Origin of the sequence: Achromobacter sp. F4_2707 (genome assembly GCF_047501535.1) — a bacterium.
Classification (GTDB): Bacteria; Pseudomonadota; Gammaproteobacteria; order Burkholderiales; family Burkholderiaceae_B; genus Yanghanlia.
On record NZ_JAZDRJ010000012.1, the window covers coordinates 86,111 to 103,690 of the forward strand.

14 protein-coding genes, 3 tRNA genes and 1 pseudogene are annotated in these 17,580 nt (G+C 55.8%); 8 read left to right on the forward strand and 10 right to left on the reverse strand.

The window, feature by feature from the left end; all coding sequences use genetic code 11:
* The first annotated feature begins 94 nt into the window (after positions 1 to 94).
* Positions 95 to 1,795, forward strand: coding sequence for an ArnT family glycosyltransferase (locus VRY85_RS12470; RefSeq protein ID WP_414598924.1), 1,701 nt, complete (start codon positions 95 to 97; stop codon positions 1,793 to 1,795).
* On the opposite strand, the gene VRY85_RS12475 is transcribed toward VRY85_RS12470, so the two are convergent.
* Positions 1,796 to 2,383, reverse strand: a complete 588-nt coding sequence (locus tag VRY85_RS12475; protein WP_414598925.1) for an N-acetyltransferase family protein — start codon at positions 2,381 to 2,383, stop codon at positions 1,796 to 1,798.
* A 40-nt stretch (positions 2,384 to 2,423) separates the two neighbouring features.
* On the opposite strand from VRY85_RS12475, the gene VRY85_RS12480 reads away from it, so the two are divergent.
* The 4 genes and pseudogenes from VRY85_RS12480 to VRY85_RS12495 all read left to right on the forward strand — a co-directional run.
* Positions 2,424 to 2,765 carry a TIGR01244 family sulfur transferase gene (locus VRY85_RS12480; protein WP_414598926.1) on the forward strand — a complete coding sequence of 114 codons (342 nt, stop codon included), beginning with the start codon at positions 2,424 to 2,426 and terminating at the stop codon, positions 2,763 to 2,765.
* A 144-nt stretch (positions 2,766 to 2,909) separates the two neighbouring features.
* Complete coding sequence (locus VRY85_RS12485) at positions 2,910 to 3,371, forward strand: universal stress protein (protein WP_414598927.1); 462 nt, start codon at positions 2,910 to 2,912, stop codon at positions 3,369 to 3,371.
* Between the two features lie 71 nt (positions 3,372 to 3,442).
* Positions 3,443 to 3,946 (forward strand): peroxiredoxin, encoded by a 504-nt coding sequence (locus VRY85_RS12490; RefSeq protein WP_414598928.1) that lies wholly within the window; start codon positions 3,443 to 3,445, stop codon positions 3,944 to 3,946.
* A gap of 24 nt (positions 3,947 to 3,970) precedes the next feature.
* A pseudogene (locus VRY85_RS12495) lies at positions 3,971 to 5,320 on the forward strand (MFS transporter); the annotation flags it as partial.
* Between the two features lie 458 nt (positions 5,321 to 5,778).
* Here the strand turns inward: VRY85_RS12495 and VRY85_RS12500 are convergent.
* The 4 genes from VRY85_RS12500 to VRY85_RS12515 all read right to left on the reverse strand — a co-directional run bounded on the left by VRY85_RS12500 (position 5,779) and on the right by VRY85_RS12515 (position 9,703).
* A complete protein-coding gene (locus VRY85_RS12500) occupies positions 5,779 to 6,639 on the reverse strand; it encodes an EamA/RhaT family transporter (protein ID WP_414598929.1) in 861 nt (286 codons plus the stop codon).
* 316 nt (positions 6,640 to 6,955) lie between these two features.
* Complete coding sequence (locus tag VRY85_RS12505; RefSeq protein ID WP_414598930.1) at positions 6,956 to 8,167, reverse strand: CaiB/BaiF CoA transferase family protein; 1,212 nt, start codon at positions 8,165 to 8,167, stop codon at positions 6,956 to 6,958.
* Positions 8,168 to 8,184: 17 nt separating this feature from the next.
* Complete coding sequence (locus VRY85_RS12510; protein WP_414598931.1) at positions 8,185 to 8,646, reverse strand: MaoC family dehydratase; 462 nt, start codon at positions 8,644 to 8,646, stop codon at positions 8,185 to 8,187.
* A gap of 88 nt (positions 8,647 to 8,734) precedes the next feature.
* Positions 8,735 to 9,703, reverse strand: coding sequence for a tripartite tricarboxylate transporter substrate binding protein (locus tag VRY85_RS12515; protein ID WP_414598932.1), 969 nt, complete (start codon positions 9,701 to 9,703; stop codon positions 8,735 to 8,737).
* 227 nt (positions 9,704 to 9,930) lie between these two features.
* On the opposite strand from VRY85_RS12515, the gene VRY85_RS12520 reads away from it, so the two are divergent.
* Complete coding sequence (locus tag VRY85_RS12520; RefSeq protein ID WP_414598933.1) at positions 9,931 to 10,896, forward strand: LysR family transcriptional regulator; 966 nt, start codon at positions 9,931 to 9,933, stop codon at positions 10,894 to 10,896.
* A gap of 50 nt (positions 10,897 to 10,946) precedes the next feature.
* Positions 10,947 to 11,267 (forward strand): zinc-binding dehydrogenase, encoded by a 321-nt coding sequence (locus tag VRY85_RS12525; RefSeq protein ID WP_414598934.1) that lies wholly within the window; start codon positions 10,947 to 10,949, stop codon positions 11,265 to 11,267.
* Positions 11,268 to 11,310: 43 nt separating this feature from the next.
* Here VRY85_RS12525 and VRY85_RS12530 read toward each other — a convergent pair whose 3' ends face one another.
* The 4 genes from VRY85_RS12530 to VRY85_RS12545 all read right to left on the reverse strand — a co-directional run bounded on the left by VRY85_RS12530 (position 11,311) and on the right by VRY85_RS12545 (position 12,802).
* On the reverse strand, positions 11,311 to 12,225 hold the full coding sequence (locus tag VRY85_RS12530; RefSeq protein ID WP_414598935.1) for an AEC family transporter: 915 nt from the start codon (positions 12,223 to 12,225) through the stop codon (positions 11,311 to 11,313).
* A gap of 251 nt (positions 12,226 to 12,476) precedes the next feature.
* A tRNA-Asp gene (locus VRY85_RS12535) sits at positions 12,477 to 12,553 on the reverse strand.
* A gap of 19 nt (positions 12,554 to 12,572) precedes the next feature.
* Positions 12,573 to 12,648, reverse strand: a tRNA-Glu gene (locus VRY85_RS12540).
* 78 nt (positions 12,649 to 12,726) lie between these two features.
* Positions 12,727 to 12,802 (reverse strand) — tRNA-Ala (locus VRY85_RS12545).
* A gap of 228 nt (positions 12,803 to 13,030) precedes the next feature.
* On the opposite strand from VRY85_RS12545, the gene VRY85_RS12550 reads away from it, so the two are divergent.
* Positions 13,031 to 15,991: an EAL domain-containing protein gene (locus VRY85_RS12550; protein WP_414598936.1), complete on the forward strand. Its 2,961-nt coding sequence runs from the start codon at positions 13,031 to 13,033 to the stop codon at positions 15,989 to 15,991.
* Here VRY85_RS12550 and lnt read toward each other — a convergent pair.
* Positions 15,889 to 17,526 carry an apolipoprotein N-acyltransferase gene (gene lnt / locus VRY85_RS12555; RefSeq protein WP_414598937.1) on the reverse strand — a complete coding sequence of 546 codons (1,638 nt, stop codon included), beginning with the start codon at positions 17,524 to 17,526 and terminating at the stop codon, positions 15,889 to 15,891. The genes VRY85_RS12550 and lnt overlap by 103 nt on opposite strands.
* Positions 17,527 to 17,580: the final 54 nt, after the last annotated feature.

Sequence of the window (17,580 nt, forward strand, 5' to 3'; positions counted from 1 at the left end):
GTGACGCTCGTGAGAAATCTTGCAGCAATAATGTAATTTTATGTAATATATAAAGTCGGAGTGTGTGTATCACTTCATTGAGTATGGAGTCACAATGAACGCGAATCGTGCCTCCAGTACGGGCCGCTGCACCGCTGAGAGGTTGCGTTTGGTCCCCAAAAACATCAATTGGGTGATCTGGCCATGCCTTGCCGCAGCGGCTCTATTTTTGTTGACGGCTGGCGCCGGTTCTTACCCTTTCCTTACGTCCGATGAAGCGCGCCATGCGGGCATTGTTCACAACATGTGGGCGTCTCGCCATTACCTCGTGCCGCGAGTGGGCGCTTTTCCCGTCCTAGACGGTGCGCCTTTGCATTATTGGATATCGCTGGGCTTCATCGAGGTATTTGGCGCCAGTGAATGGGCGCTGAGGCTCCCCTCCGCGCTGGCGGCTGTGGCCTTGCTACTTTTTGTCGGCAAGGCTTTCTTGCCCTCCGGGACCTGGCGCTTACCATTAATTCTGACCTGTCTGTTTCTGCTACAGCCTGCCTTGTTGATGGCGGGCCGCTTTGTCGCGCCTGACATGCTGGGCCTTTTGTTGATCACGGTGTCGCTGGGCAGTTTTTGGAGTGCCGCACAGTATCTTGAGCGTGGCGAGTGGTCTACGCCCTGGACGTTCTCTGCCTGGGTGGCTACCGCCTTGTCGGGTCTGGCTGTCGGGCCTCTAGCCATATTATTACCCCTGGTTACGGTGGGCTTATGGCTGGCCTGTAGAAAGCGGTTTGATGTGATCGCGGCCTTGTGCTGGTGGCCCGCCATGGTGGCTGCGGCGGCGCTTTTTGTGCCCTGGTTCTGGTTGGTAGAACACAGTTACCCCGGCATTGTGAGCGCCATGTTGCAAAGGCAGGCCCTGACCCTGGTGGGCGAGGGCCGCCATGAGTGGCTTGAGCTGGGGGCCGGCTCATGCTGGTTACTGGTCGCTGCAGGGGGCCTGCCCTTGCTGGTGTGCTGCATCTGCAGGTATCGGGATCCCGGCCTGCGTGCAGCCTTTCGCACGCCCACGGCAGGGCTGATGGCTGTATGGCTGCTTGTATCTGTGCTGTTCCACCCTTTGATCGCACTCAGCCCGGCGGGCCATGCCATAGCCATGGTTGTCCCTTTGCTGTATTTCAGCGCTTTAGCCATGGCGCCTTCCGAAGACGGAACCCATCGCGTGGGGGGGCTATGCACCTGGGGCGCTATCGGCCTTCTGGCAGTTGTAATTGGCGCAGCAGGCATATATGTCTTTTCTAAACACCCTAGTGCCGCCGCGACGTTGGCCCACACCGTGCGCCAGTCTTACAACCCCTTCACCGACAAAGTCATCATGCTTGATCGCTTTGATTACGATTTCAACTTCCATATGAAGACGCCCAAGCTCGTATATGTAGCCACTGACTGGGCGACTGGAGAAAACCTGGCTTCGCTGAACTGGAAGCGCGAACTGAGCGACTCGGCCCGTTTTGTGCCTGATGTGGCAGAAAGCCTGTTGTTGACGGCGGTGCCTCCCGCACAGGCAGCCGCGCCGGCCTCACTTGGGCCAGGGCATGACAGCGTTGCAGACGGTGTTGTAGAGCGACTGGAGAACAGCCTGTTCAACAGGCTATGCGCACAGCGTTCCATCAACCTTTGGGTGATCGGCTCCAAGGAAGCCGGAGCGCGGTACCCGATTCTGAGCGACTTGCTTCCTGTGGTGATCAGCGGGCAGGCGTACGTTTGGTACCTGGGCGTGGGCACTCGGCCTCTTCGCTGCACGCAAAGAGCGCAGCAGCATTAATCAAGATTCAGGGGGCAGAGAGCCACCCGGCCCGAGTGCGCGCTGCATGAAAACGACATCTATCCACTGGCCGAATTTATAGCCGGTGTCGGGCTGGGTGCCCACGTGGGCAAAGCCTAGCTTTCGATGCAGAGCGATTGAATCCTGATTCTGGGTGCCGGCAATGATGGCAATAATCTGGCGCCAAGGGCCCTTTTCGCAACGTTCGAGTAAGGCAGACAACAGTTGTTGCCCGATACCTTTACCGGCTTCGCCATCGGCCATATAGATGGAATCCTGGATGGTGTAGCGGTAGGCGGTGCGCAGGTGATAGGGCTCGGCATAGCAGTAACCGAGAATGCGGCCGTCTTGTTCTGCTACCAGCCACGGTAAACCGTGTTCCCGCACATGTTCCAGGCGTTGCTGCATGGCTTGTTCGGTTGGCGGAACCTCTTCAAACGTAGTGGTGCTGGATAGCACATGATGCGCGTAGATTTGTTGAATCTGGGAGATATCGTCGAGTGTGGCCTCGCGTATCGTGGGCGCATCGACGGGATCCGGTGAAAGATTGGCTTGCGTGCCTCCCAAGGCGGTCATACTATTTTCCATGATATCCCCAACATTTGACCATTATACGGAGTCATGCAAGATGTCCCTGCCTATCCGAGACCTTACCGACACATTTGCAGTTGCTCCTCAGTTATACCCCGAGGACATGCAGGCGGTGGCTGAGGCCGGTTATAAAAGCGTTATCATCAACCGCCCGGATGGAGAAGCTGGCCCCGATCAGCCGACTTCCGAGGCCGTTATGGCTGCTGCACGCGCGGCGGGTCTGATCGTAGAATACCAACCAGTCATTAGTGGCGCCATGACCGACGAAGATATCATGCGGTTCAGAGAATTGCTGCAAGAGCTCCCTGCTCCTGTGTTAGCGTACTGTCGCAGCGGTACCCGGTGCTTCTATCTGTTCCAGGCCGCGACACAAGCTTGAGCTGAGTCAACACCAGCGTTAATGCGGATTACATCTCACAGTCGTCACCGGGTAAGCTGGGAATAAACATAAAAAGCACAAATTACTACCATACGCTGTCCAGTCCACTGGGCGGGTCTTTACTCACACGATAAGGGCAAGATAATGTTCAAGAAAATTCTCATCCCCACCGACGGTTCCCCGCTGTCCGCGCAAGCAGCTAACAAAGGCGTATGCTTTGCGCGCTCAATCGGCGCTGAAGTTGTGGCTCTGTATGTCACGCAGCCATTTGCCGCTACTGTAGGCTTTGATGGCATGGCTGCTGCTTACGCAATTACCGACGAAGACTACGAAAAAACCGCTAACGAGCAGGCGCAGAAATACATCCAGCAAGTTCTTGATCGTGCAGAAACCGCTGGTGTCGCCGCTACCGGAAAAGTGGTTTCCAATTTCAACGTGGCCGATGGCATTGTTCAGGCCGCCGAAGAAAACGGCTGCGACCTCATCTTCATTGGCAGCCATGGCCGCAGTGGTTTGTCGCGTCTGTTGCTGGGCAGTGTCACAGTTAAGGTTCTCGGCCTGGCTAAAACGGCTACGCTTGTATATCGAGTCAAGGACACAAACTAACGCTTTCTAGGGTGTCCCCCTTCTTTAGCCGTATCATTGAGGTTTTAACCACCTCACCAAAGGGGGACATCATGGCTATTAAAGTCGGCGATCACATTCCTGACGGCACCCTTTACGAATACTACGACGAGCCCAGCGGCGCTTGCGCAGTAGGGCCAAATGCTTTTTCAGTAGCCGATGCGGCGCGCGGTAAGACCATCGCGCTGTTTGCCGTTCCCGGCGCCTTCACCCCCACTTGTTCCGAACAACACCTGCCGGGTTATCTAGAGCTGCGCGATGCATTGCTTGAAAAAGGTGTAGATGAAATCTGGTGCATGGCGGTTAACGATGCGTTTGTCATGGGCGCCTGGGGGCGCGATCTTGGCGTCAATGGCCGCATACGCATGCTTGGCGATGGTGGAGCCCAATGGACTCGCCAGCTTGGGTTGGAAATGGATCTCACCAGCCGTGGCATGGGGGTTCGCAGCCAGCGGTTTTCTGCTTTATTGCGTGATGGCGTTGTTGAACAACTGAATGTCGAGCAACCAGGCAAGTTTGAAGTGTCGGATGCCGCCAGCCTGCTGAAACAGCTGTAACGTTCTCGGCATAGACGACTTTCCATGGTAAAGACGGTAGGCGCGTTTTCTTCGCTGTTCCTGGCCACGTTGCTGCTGCTAGTGGGCTCAGGGCTTTTCAACACCTATCTGGGCTTACGCCTGACAGCGGAATCCACCTCCGAAGTCTGGGTAGGCGCGATTATTGCCGCCTATTACCTGGGCCTGGTGTTTGGCGCGCGGGTAGGGCATAAGCTGATTATCCGCGTGGGGCATATCAGAGCGTATTCCGCTACGGCCGCCCTGGTGACGGTCACGGTGCTGATCCAGGCCTTGGTCGACGTTCTGGCGCTCTGGATTGCTTTGAGGTTTATCGCCGGCGTTGCCATGGTCACCCAGTTTATCGTGCTGGAAAGTTGGCTGAACGAGCAAACAGAAAATCATCTGCGAGGCCGCGTTTTCGCTTTCTACATGGTGTTTTCCAGCCTGGGAACGGTGCTGGGGCAACTGTCGGTGGGAATATTCCCACGGCTGGATGCAGGGCCGCTGATCTTCGTCGCCCTGTGTTCAGCGGCTTGCCTGATACCCGTTGCAGTCACACGGCGGGTGCACCCGGCCATCCAAGTGCCGGTGCCCATCCACTACCAATACTATGTCTCCCGCGTGCCAATGAGCATGACGGTGTTGTTCATGGCGGGCATGATGACGGGGGCGTTTTACGGCTTGGCACCTGTGTATGGGGTGGCGCAAGGCATGACGGCCAGCGAAGTGGCTGTTTTTGTCGCGGCTGCTGTAGCCAGCGGCTTAATATTCCAATGGCCGGTCGGCTGGCTGGCCGATCGAATCAGCCGGGTGGGCCTGATTCGGGTTAATGCCTTGTTGCTGGCTTTTCTTACGCTGCCGCTATGGGGTTGGTGGCCTTTGCCTTACCCGGTGCTCGTCGTCTTTTCCAGCCTTTTTGGCATCATCCTATTTACGCTGTACCCGGTCGCCGCTGCGTTTGCTAACGATAACGTTGACCCCGATCGCCGCGTCGGCCTGAGCGCCATTCTCTACATGGTTTACGGCTTAGGCGCTTGCGTAGGGCCCTTGTTTGTAGGGGTGCTCATGCGCGAGTTGCAGGCGGGGGTGTTTTTCGTCTTTGTTTCCGCCTGCGCCATTTTCTTGGTCATATTTATCCGGCCACAGCGTGTCAGCGGCACCCATCTGAGCGAGGACGCGCCCACCGAATTTGTGCCTATGCCTGAGTCGTCCCAGACCCAGAACGTGGTTCCAGCGCTCGACCCCCGTATCGACCTCGAGACTGATGTTTCTTTCATGCCGCCGCCTGAAGGCGAGCCAGGTGCTGAAACAAACGTTGCAGACATTCCTGATACACAGATGGCCGAGGCTGGTACCCAGCACGAGGCGGCCGCATCAGCCGTCGAGATGATCGGGCCACAGGAAAGTGGTCAAACTCCTACGGAAAGTCTGGGTCCGGCTGCGCTGGCTGCGGTGCATGATCAAGCGGCGACTGCTCCAGAGGGCGTGGCAACGACGTCGGAAGGGGGAGCTGAAGTCGCTGAAGCAGCTGCTGAAGCGCCTGCAGAGGGGCATGCAGCAGCGTCGGTGCAAGGGCAGCAGGCGGCAAGCAGTGATATTTCCTGGCCCTCTGATGCGCCAAGTGGCGTCGGCCCAAGCGATTTGCGCGCGATTGCTGCGGCTGCTGCGGTAGAAGAGGGTGATGAAGAAGGCGAGCCCACCCCTACAGAGAATCCTGACCCCAAACCCCCGCTGCCGATCTGACTCGCGAGGCGCGGGGCCGGGCTCTAATGCTCCGTTCATCTGGTAGGGGGCGGCCGGCCATGCACGCGCCGCTTCATCCCATGCCGCTATCAGCGGGGAAACAGGACGAAAACGGCCAGTATGGCTAACCCTACGCCCAAGCCATTGACCCAATGGATGCGCTCTCGAAAAACCCCTGCGCCGATCACCGTGCCCAGTGAAATCACGCCGATATTCATGGCGGAGAACACTAAGGTGGGGTTGTCTGAATACACTTGGTGGGCGCGAACATAGAAGTAAATGTTGCCGAAGTTCAGCAAGCCTAGCAGTAAGCCCGCCAACGCGCTGCGCGAACTCCAGTTGGTGCGGCGTACCAAGAGGTAGGTAAAACTCAGCAGCCCGGCCAGTATGAATGCACCTAACAGTGTGGTGGGAAATGCCGAGCCGGCCTTGGCCATCTGTTTGAAAAGAATATCGATGGAACCATAGCCCAGCCACACGCCCAACAGCAGGGCCACAGTCATGAGCCCGCCATATGGCGCGGAGGTTTGCGCATTCCGGTTGTCGGGGCGCCATAACAAAGCAGCCAGTGCGCATAGGGCGATGGCAATGCCGGCCAGTTTGCTCTGCGTTGCACTTTCGCCAAATAGAGTGAAGGCGGCGATGAGCGGCAGCAGTAGCGACAGGCGTTGTGCGGCATCACTTAATACAATGCCTGCCTGTTGAACGGCTTTAGCCATAATGAGAAATACGCTGGGTAGCAACAGCCCCAGGGCAAGCAATAAAGGCCATTGAGCAGTGCTTTCCAGCAGGGCGCTGGGTTGCGGGCCCAGCAGCAGCCAGCACAAGCTACCCGCCATGACATAGTTGAACGCAATCGCTTGATCAACCTGAATAGCGCGGCCACGAGCCAGTTTCAGCAAAACTGAAACGGCCACACTACAAGAAATACTCAATATCAGCGTATACATGGATGCTTCCGAATAAATCGGCGCTGATCTTAGAGGCCGTGCACCGCTCAGGCAATGTTTCAGCTAAGCGTCATGCTGGTAGTTCCTTCATTTATTAGGTAATTTCGCCTAAGTTCTTGCATCAAGCTGCCTATTTCTTGTTAAAAGGCAAAAGTAATCAGCCTCCATATTTGTAATTAATTGTGACTTTATGGCTGTCCAGATACCCGGTCCCGTCGGACCGGGGGGCTTTTTTACCCGTTCTTCCTACGGAAAGAACCAAAGCGGTTAATACGGGCGTATCCGACTGTGTAGGCGCTCAGCTTCGTCACCTGGCCTAACGAGGTTCAGGCGCTAGGGTGTGTTGCTCAACAACTCCTGCTGTAATCAGCGCTTCGACTTCCGCAGCGCAGTAGCCTGCTTGTAGCAAGATTTCCCGAGAATGCTGTCCAAGGACAGGCGGAGGGAGTTTGGCTTCGCGCGGCTGGTTGTTCAGGGTGACTGGGTAGGCAATATGGGAAACTTCGCCCAGAGTTGCGTGTTCGCTCTTGACCACAATGTTGCGTGCACAAACCTGTTCGTGTTCCAACGCATCGGCGAGCGTGTGGATGGGTGATACCGGCACTCCTGCGGCCCGTAGCGTCTGGAGCCAGTCAGCGGTGGTGCGCATGCGCATTCTTTCCGCAACCAGGTCACAGGTAGCTTGGAAATTGGCGACGCGCTCAGCATTCGTAGAAAAGCGAGGGTCATTCTCGTATTCCTGCAAGCCAGCGCTTTCACAAAACTTCTTCCAGAGGCGGTCATTACCAACTCCTAGCATGATGGAGCCATCCTGCGTGTCGAATACTTGATAGGGACACAGTGAAGGGTGGGCTGTGCCCATGCGGGCCGGAACCTTGCCGGATGCCCAGTAATTGTGAGCCATATAGCCCATGTAACCCATGGCGGTGTCGAGCAGCGAGACTTCCACGTAAGCGCTCTGGCCGCTAAGCCGTTTTTCCAGTACGGCGGCAAGTATGCCGGACACCGCGTGCATGCCTGTGCCAAGATCTACGGGTGAAAAACTGACACGGGCGGGGTCGCCTCCTGCTTGCCCAATGCTGCTGATCATCCCGCTGAATGCCTGCAGCATGACGTCGTAGCCGGGTTCGGCTCCCAACGGCCCGTCTCGGCCATAACCGGAAATCTCGCAATAGATGATGTCTGGCACCAGCGCCTTGATTGAGTCGTAATCCACTCCCAGTCGTTGGGCAGTGCCGGCTCCAAACCCCTGAATGATGACATCGGCATCGGCAATGATGCGACGAAAAGCCTGCATCCCTTTGGGGCTTTTCAAGTCTAGGGCAATGCTTTTCTTGTTGTGGTTCACCGCCATGAAGCTGGCGGATTCACCACCACGCAATGGCAACCAGGCGCGGGTGTCGTCACCATGAACGGGGGGTTCTATCTTGATGACTTCTGCGCCTAAGTCGCCCAGATACTGAGCGCACAGAGGGCCTGCCAGGACTTTGCTGAGATCAATGACTTTTATCCCTCTCAAGGGGGACATGACTTTTTTTTCCATGACTATTGAGGCCGTTTTAGCAGCAGATATTTTTGCAGGCCGTCCATAACCACTTCACCGCGTTGATTCTTGATTTCAGAGCGCAAAGTGATTACGCCGGTGGTATTGCCAGGCTTCAAGTCCACGACTTCCAGGCTTGGGTAAAGGGTATCCCCCACAAAAACCGGTTTCAGGAAACGGCTGCTTTGTTCGATGAAGGCTTTCAGAGAAAGCTCGACCATGTGTGGAAACAGGCCTGCGCCGGCGGCGCTTTGAATCAGCACTTGGAAGCCATGGGCGAGCATGTGGGGCATGCCATGGGCGCGGCAATACTCTACATCGTAATGAACAGGGTGGTTGTCGCCGCTGGCCATTTGAAAGGCTGCGAACAGGGCGTCTGTCATGGTGCGCGACGGGATATTGAAGCGTTCACCAACTTCAAAATCTTCAAAATATCGTTGTTCACATAACTGGTGCTGAATCATTGCGTATGTCCTATGGATATGGGGTGGAATGAGAATAGCGCATGTGACCACGCGCTATGTCGCGCCTTGTAAGCCTTTCGATGGAAGGTCAGTTGCGCTGCATGTCTGACTGCTTGACCACGTCGCGCCACTTATCAATTTCACGCGCGATGAAAGCGTCTAGAGCGGCCGGGTCGGGCTTGACTTCAAGAAGCAGTCCCATGGTGTTGGCTCGCTCTTGCAGTTGTTTGTCGTGTAAGGCGGCCTCGAGCGAGCTGCGTAGTTTTTCGATGATGTCCGGTGACGTTCCGGCAGGCACCAAGGCTGCGTTCCAAGTGTAGGACTCGTACCCTGGCAATGCTTCAGCAACTGCCGGGGTATCGGGAGTTTGGGGTAAGCGCTCTTTCATCGTGGTGGCGATCAGGCGCACAGTACCCGCTTGCACTTGAGCCAAACCTGTTGGTGCGCTGTCAACCATAAACTCCGCATGGCCGCCGATGACATCTGCCATAGCGGGTGCGCTGCCGCGGTAAGGGATGTGAGTGGCTTCAAAGCCGCCTATGTGGTTCAGTAAAGCGCCACCCAGGTGAGGAGCGCTTCCGAGGCCTGCGGAGGCGTAGTTAACCTTACCTGAGTTCTTCTTTAGGTACTCGAGGAATTCCGGCAGGGTGGTGACAGGTACATCGTTATTCACTACTACGACTAAAGGTGCGCGAGCTGCCAGGCCAACAGAAGCGAAATCATTGATCGGGTCGTAGCTCAGTTGTTCATGCAAGCTTGGGTTGACCGAATGGGCGACGGTGGAAAGCAGAACGGTGTATCCATCGGCCGGTGCCTTGGCAACGGCTTCAGTCCCAATCATGGTGCCGGCGCCTGCTCGGTTCTCAACAATCATGGTGGTGCCGAGTTGCTTACCCCAGACATCAACCAATGCGCGGGCAAAGGTGTCAGTCGGTCCCCCAGCCGCATAAGGCACAACGAGGGTTACGGGCTTTTGCGGGTAGGCAGCGAGTGCGGGGGAAGAAGCCAGTAATGCAATGCTGCATGAAGCCAGGGCAAGCCATCTGCGGGTGGTCATTCTGTAGTCCTTTTAAAAATTGGAATATAAATGCGGTGTTAATACTATAAATTTGCAACTTATGGCGCGTCCAATTGAAAATTTCCTAGTATTAATTAGAATTTTTCGAATAGAATTTTTTGGTATTGCAGATGCCTGGCTTCGAGCGACGGTGAGTAAACACACCAGATAACTGGTTCCCACGAGCCCGAGGGTTTTATTTGCAGATAACGGAGACCCGTATACCCATGCGATACGAATTGACGGATTTACGCATTTTTATGGCGATTGCTAATGCAAAAAGCCTAACGAATGGTGCGGCTGAGATGCATCTGACAGCCCCCACGGCCAGCTACCGGTTGAAAAATCTGGAAGCAGCATTGGGGGCGGCTTTGTTCAATCGCACGCCTAAGGGCATGTCTTTGACCGCTGCGGGCGAAACGGTGTACCGCTACTGCCAGGTTGTGCTGTCCAATATTGATCAGCTCCACGGTGAGATGGAGCGCTATACGGCAGGGGTGATCGGCCAAATACGTGTTTTTGCCAACAGCAGTACGTTGAATCAGCTGCCGATTCCCCTTAGTCGCTATTTGGCCGCATACCCCAACGTCAACATTGATCTTGAGGAGCATCTCAGCGATGAAACCGTGCGCGCGGTACAGGAAAACCGGGCGGATATCGGCCTGGTGGCCAGCGTGGTGCATTTACGGGGGCTGGAGTCCATCGTCTATGGGCATGAAGAACTGGTGCTGATGACGATTCCTGACCATCCGCTCACTCAACTTGAACGGGTAACTGTCGATGTTGCGCTGCAATATGATGTCGTATCGGTGGGGCGAAATAGCAGCAATTTTCTCTATTTGCAGCAGATTGCCAGTAGTCTGGGCTGTCACATGAATGTGCGCGTGCATGTGCCCAACTTCGCGGCCGCTTTACGCTGTGTGCAGCAAGGTGTGGGTATCACTCTGGTGCCGCGTAGTGTGGCCGAAGCAGCCGTAAAGGAGAAGCAGGCGGCTATGGTAAGGCTGGATGAACCGTGGACGCAGCGTCGCCAGATGATTGTGGCCCGCTCCATGTCTGAATTACCCGACTACACCAAGGCATTTATTCAGTATTTGTGTGATTACGCCCAGGAAATCAGCGGAGTCGCCGGAGGCGAGGTAGCCGAAAGCAGCGCTGAGAATGAGCCGAAGCGCCCGGGCACGATTTCCTGAGACGACTTACAGGATATCCGGATGCACGTTATCTGATTGATATCGGCGATATGTCGCCGGCGCACGCAGCGCCCTATGCGTGTTCGGGCCTGACAACCTACAGCGCTATACGTAAGCTTGACCCTTATACACTTTCCGAAGAGCGTGTCGTGGTGGTCGGTGCAGGAGGCCTGGGCCTGATGTGCGTATCTTTACTTCAGGCAGTGGGCTGTCCCGGTGTTGTGGTAGTGGAAATTGACGCTGGAAGAAGGCAGGCCGCTGTCGATATGGGGGCCGAGGCAGTGATCGACCCTACTGAATCCAATGCCGCTGAACTCGAGGCGGGGCAGGTTACGGGCCGCGTCATATTGCAACCCGACGCCAACCTCTAACGTACCTCTGCACTGAATTTGTAGTGAATCTAGCCCCGGTCAGTTAGGACGGCAGCAAGTGGCTCCAGCTGATCAGCACAGGCGACAAAAACAGAAAAAGCAGGGTGGATACCAGAATAGCGCCAGCAGAGACCTGGCCGTAATTCGTATACCGATCCGTATAGAGGTAGGTGACCACGGCCACCGGCATCAGCATCTGTAGTACGACGACACTGGCAACTTCAGGCGGCAGGTCGATGCTGTAGACGATTGCCAAGCCTGCGATGGCGCCAACACTCAGGCGGATTACTCCAACTATGCCGCCAGTTCGCATGCCCGAGCGCGACACCGTTGCCAGTGCGTAACCCAGGCTGAGCAGCATCAGTGGCACGGTTAACGAGCCGACCAGTTGCGCACTCGATAAAACGGGGGAGGGAACCGAAACATCCAATAGCCGCAAGGCCACGGCTAACAGGCTGGCCAGCGCCACGCCATAGGGCCACTTTCCCTGCCGAGGCGAGGAGCGATTCGCCAGGCCGAGCAACCACACGCCAATGGTGTGCTGCCCCAATGAAAAAATCGCGAAAATCGTCACGGCAACAGCCAGGCCGGTTTCGCCGAACGCGAACAATGCAACCGGCAGCCCCAAGTTACCTGCGTTGGGAAAGAGAGTGGAAGGTAACAAGGCCAAGACCGGCAGTCGCAATACATAGAGCAGAGCTGCACCGCATAGGCAGGCAACCAGCAGGCCTAGCAAGGCTGCGTTTAGAATTTGCAGCAACAAGGCGTTGTTAAGTTCAGTGGTGAGAAGCGTATTAAAGACGAGTGCCGGCGTGGTGATCGAGGTGACCAGTAGAGAGATGAATTCGCCCGGGTAGGCAAGTTTCCTGAAACCCCAGACAGCGCCAATTCCCACGCAGACGAAGACCGGCAACAACAGCGCTAGGATGCTGAGATACTGAGCAAGCCAGCTTGACATCACTACACCTTTAAACCGGCAACTCAGCGGTTTTTAACAGACGAAAAAAGCGCCTACCAGCGTAAGCGTTTTTGGGTTCTTGATTGCAGCCAAACCTGAGGTGTGAGCCACGACCCTTGATTATATCGTAGTGCTTGAAACCAACCGCCTTTGGCAAGGCGGTAAACTCGCGTGCAGCATGACGCCGTTAGACAACGACCAAAACGGAAAAAGCCTGATAACTTTGTGAGCTATCAGGCTTTTGAATTTTTTGGCGGAGCGGACGGGGCTCGAACCCGCGACCCCCGGCGTGACAGGCCGGTATTCTAACCAACTGAACTACCGCTCCGCAGCGGTTGCCAAATTAATGGCGTCCCCTAGGGGATTCGAACCCCTGTACCCACCGTGAAAGGGTGGTGTCCTAGGCCTCTAGACGAAGGGGACTAAGTACAGCAAGAAAATAATTATAGCATCTAATTTTTAACTTGCAACTGCACTTTTCAGTGCAGCCTTCGTTAGTGGTGGTGGAGGTAAGCGGGATCGAACCGCTGACCTCTTGCATGCCATGCAAGCGCTCTCCCAGCTGAGCTATACCCCCGTACCGTACACACTTTCAAGCAGTTTCCAACTTTCGCAAGGGTTTTGTGTTGCCACTTTCTTCCTGCGTGTTGTTCGCTGTTTGTTTGTGTGACTAGCGAAGAAACAGAATTATGCACTGTTTATTTTGTTTGTGCAAGTCCAGGGTATGTCCCGTCTGTGGTTTATATGCCATGTTTGATAAAAATCAAATTTGAAGAGGTGAGAACTGGCTCATTATCATGGGGTCATGAAAAGAAAGCACATTAACTCTCCGCGTCTTCCGGCTGTGTTCAGCCGGAGGCCACGCTTTGGCATTGCGCAGAAGATCGGCGTGGTCTTTATGGCGTTGCTGCTGATTGCCTTGGTGAACATCATGCTGGTGGAGCGCATGATGACCAAATCAGACAACGTCGCGGACACCGTTAACGTAGCCGGCAAGTTGCGTATGCTGGGGCAGCGTATTGCCTTGCAGACAGTCAATTATGGCCATGGGGTGGGAACGGGTGAAACAGAAGTCCGTCAGCTTATGGGCGATTTTGACACTGCGCTCCGGGTGCTAACTGATGGAGGCCATGCATTTGGCTTAAAGATTGAAGGCCTGTCCGATGACCATAACGCCAGGTTAGGCGCTGTGCGTGAGCAATGGGAACTGTACCAGCGGTCGGTGCATGAGTTGCTTAGCGAAATCCAGAGAAATCGTGATCAAACGGACGGCGCGGTTTCGCCTTTTTCTGAGGTGAGTGGCAGCTTGGAACCCTTGCTGGAAAGTGTAGTCGGTCGTTCGGCGGGCTTGTTGGAACGCACCGAAACCCTGATGAACGGCATATTGACCGATGTGGAGGCGGCTCAGGCCGCCACCATGAGCCGAATGTATGCCTTGGTGTTTGTCGATGTGCTGCTCATCCTGCTGGCGTTTTGGGTTGTGCGGCGGCAGATTGTCGTACCCTTGCGCGACCTTTCAACGCACTGCGTAGAGTTGGCTGCCGGCAATTACAACACGCGTTTTGAAGTATCCACTCAGGATGAAATTGGCCATTTGGCCAAGGTATTCAATGAGTCTGCAGGGCGTATTGGTTCCTTGGTCGAGCGAATCGAGCAGGAACGCCATAACCTGGTGCGCGCGGAGGGCATGTTTCGTGGCATCGCTGAAAACTCCATGGTGGGCGTTTACATCACTCAGAAAGGGCGTTTTCTTTATGTCAACGCAAAAATGGCCGAAATGTTCGGCTATGAAGCAGACGAAATGGTGGAGAACGTCTCATCCAATCATGTGTTTCACCAGTGCGAGCCTGTCGCCGACGAGCCGGCGGTCCGCAGGCGTCTTGGAGGTGAGGTCCCTGGCTTGTGGATGGAGAAAAAAGGCAGGCGAAAAGACGGCACGGTCATAGATCTGGAAATCTTTGGTTCGATGATGGCTCTTGACGACGAGCCCGTGACCATAGGCATCGCTTTGGATGTCACACGGCGCAAAGGGGTGGAAGCACAGGCCAGATTGGCCATGTTGGTGTATCGCCATAGTAGCGAAGCCATGGTGGTGACCGAACCCACAGGCCAACTCATTAGCGTAAACCCTGCTTTTACGAAGATCACAGGTTATGAGCCGGAGGAAGTCGTTGGTAAAAAGCTCAATATCCTGAGTTCGGGCCGCCACGATGCCGCCTTCTATCAGAATATGTGGGCGGCGATCAACACGACGGGCTGCTGGGAAGGTGATATCTGGAACCGTCGCAAGAATGGCGAAATTTATGCCGAGCGGCTATCCGTCGACACCTGCTACGACGATGATGGCGTGCCTTTGTATCGTATAGGGCTATTTTCCGACATTACCAAACAGAAAGAGGCAAATGCCTTTATCTGGAAACAGGCGAACTACGATCAGCTCACCGGTTTGCCGAATCGCCAGCTTTTTCAAGAGCGGCTGGAAAAGGAAATAGAGCGCTCCGATGCGACCGACATGCCGATGGCGCTGGTCTACCTTGATATTGACGACTTCAAGGAACTCAACGACACGGTAGGCCACGATTTCGGCGACAAGCTGCTGGTTGCCGCAGCCAAGCGGTTGCAGTCGTGCCTGCGGTCATCTGATACCGTGGCGCGCCTGGGGGGCGATGAATTCATGCTGATATTGGGCAACTTATCCGATCTTGCCAGCGTGGATAGCATCTGCGATAAGGTCATGCAGCGGCTTGCCGAGCCTTTCAAACTAGAGGGCGAGCAAGCCGCAATTTCTATAAGCATGGGTATTACTTTCTACCCCATGGACGGTCGTTCCAGTAAAGATCTCATGCAGAATGCCGATCTGGCGATGTTCGCAGCCAAGGCGCGCGGCAAACAGCAAGTCGCGCGCTTCTTGCCCTCCATGCAGGCGCATATGAATCTGCGTCGGGAAATGGCTAAAGATCTTTCTGTGGCGGTGCATGAGGGCCAGTTCCATCTGGCTTATCAGCCTATTGTCGAACTGAAGTCGGGTCGTATCGACAAGGTCGAATGTCTATTGCGTTGGCAACATCCTGAAAAAGGCCTGATCAGCCCCAATGTTTTCGTACCTTTTGCCGAGGACACCAGGCTCATCAATACTATAGGGAAGTGGGTTTTCAAGAAAGCAGCCAAGCAGATGGCCGAATGGTGCTGGTTGCGCCCTGGTTTGCAGGCTAGTATCAATGTGTCGCCGGTTCAGTTCATGGACCACGAACTATCCTCTGAAGCTTGGCTTGAACACTTGGCCGGCTTAGGGTTGAAGGGTGAGAATCTGGTGGTGGAGATCACTGAGCGCTTGCTGATGGGCGTGGATGGCGATGTGTCCAAGAAGCTCATCGCCTTCCGGGACGCAGGGGTGCAGATTGCCCTGGACGATTTCGGCACCGGCTATTCTTCCATGTCCTACCTGAAGCGTTTCGATATTGACTACATCAAGATCGACCAAAGCTTCATCCGTAACCTGGGGCGTGACTCCGAAGACCTTGTGCTGTGCGAAGCCATGATTGGGATGGCGCACCGGCTAGGGTTGCAGGTGGTGGCCGAAGGGGTGGAAACCCCCTTGCAGCGCGACCTTCTGCTTGAGGCGGGCTGCGACTTCGCTCAGGGGTATCTGTTCTCGCCGCCCGTTCAGGCAGAGCGCTTCGAAGAGTTACTGCGGAATGGCCACATCGCCCCTGCTACCAGCAGCAAGCACCAAATCAAGATGGGTGCGTTTGTCCATGCCACGTAAGGGGTGATACCGGAAGTGCCCTGCACTTCGACATCCAGCACCCCCTTCACATGCGGCTGCAATACGGCTCTTACGGTGCCGTCAGGGGCGATGGCCGCTGTCATGCCGGTATTCGTGGCCCGAAGCATGGGGCGGGCGGTTTCCAGGGCGCGCATGCGCGAAATCTGCAGGTGTTGGCGCAAGGCCGACGATTCTCCAAACCATGCCAGATTGCTGACATTCACCAAAACGCTGGCGCCCCCCTGGCCGACATCGCCTCTAACGCTTTGGGCGATCTCTTCACCGAAAACGTCTTCGTAACAGATGTTCGAAGCCACCATCTGGCCCGCGATAGGCATGGGGGGCTGCTCAGATGAGCCCCGGTGGAAATCCCCCAGAGGAATGCTCATCATATCCACAAACCAGCGAAAGCCCGTGGGAACGAATTCGCCAAACGGCACGAGGTGGACCTTGTCATAGCGTAAGGGCAGTTGGGCACTGACGATGTCCTCAGCCCGAGTGCTACCATCAAACGCTACAGTGCTGTTGGTATAACGGCTGCCACCCTGTTCCCGGTCGTGCAGTGGCAAGCCCATCAGCAAGGTGGTGTTGCGTTCCCGGGCAATGTCGATCCACTTTGACCAGGTCTGGGGCGGTACACGGTCCTGCAGCAGCGGCACTACGGTCTCAGGCAGTACGGTAATCGCGGGTTCTTGCCCCGCTTCCTTAGGTTCCAGCCGCGCCAGCATCATGTAGTCGTTTATGCCCTGTTCGATATGGGCAGGGTCGAATTTCTCTGACTGCGGGACATTGCCTTGCACAAGGCGTATCAGCACGGGTTCGCCATAAGGGCTGGACCAGGAAATATACGAAAGACCCATGCCGGCTAGGCCGGTCGCCAAGCTCAGCGCCAGGGCAGCGGCAGATTGCACGTCGTGGCCGGTTTGGCGACCCAGCATGAACAGAGCGATGGCAGCGGCGGCGAACGCGGCCAGCCATGCCACCCCATACACACCAAACAAGGCGGCCCAGGGCGCCAGCACGCCTTCTACATGTGCATAGCCAATGTTCAGCCAGGGGAAGCCGGTGAAAAGCGTACCGCGCAGCCATTCGCCAAGTGTCCAGCACGACGCCCACACCAGAGCTGCCAGTATGACGGCGAGCGGTTCGGGGCGGATGCGGTCGCGCAGCAGCCTCCAAGAGAGCAAGCACGCCAAGGCGCCAAAGAGGGACAAGGCGGCGGAAAACAGCAGTAAGGCGGCAATGGCGATGGCCAAAGGCATGCCGCCGTATTGGTGCATGCTGATGGTGAGCCAGTAGAGTCCTACGGAAAACTGGCCAAAGCCGAACAGCACGGCATGTAGGGCGGCACTACGCGCGTTTTCGGCCTGCAACGTGTGTCGGGCCAAAAAAGCGAGGCAAGCGATTTGCACATAGGGCAGGGCCCAGGCCGGCAGTGGATAGGGCGCGAACGCTTGAGAATGCAGGGCGCCGACAATCAGCAGCAGTGCATGGCGCAACGCAATCGGGCTGTGGAAGTAAGAACGCGAAATCACGATGGCCTCTCGATGCGGGAAAGGGGCTGAGGTGGCGTACGAGCGGGCGCCGAA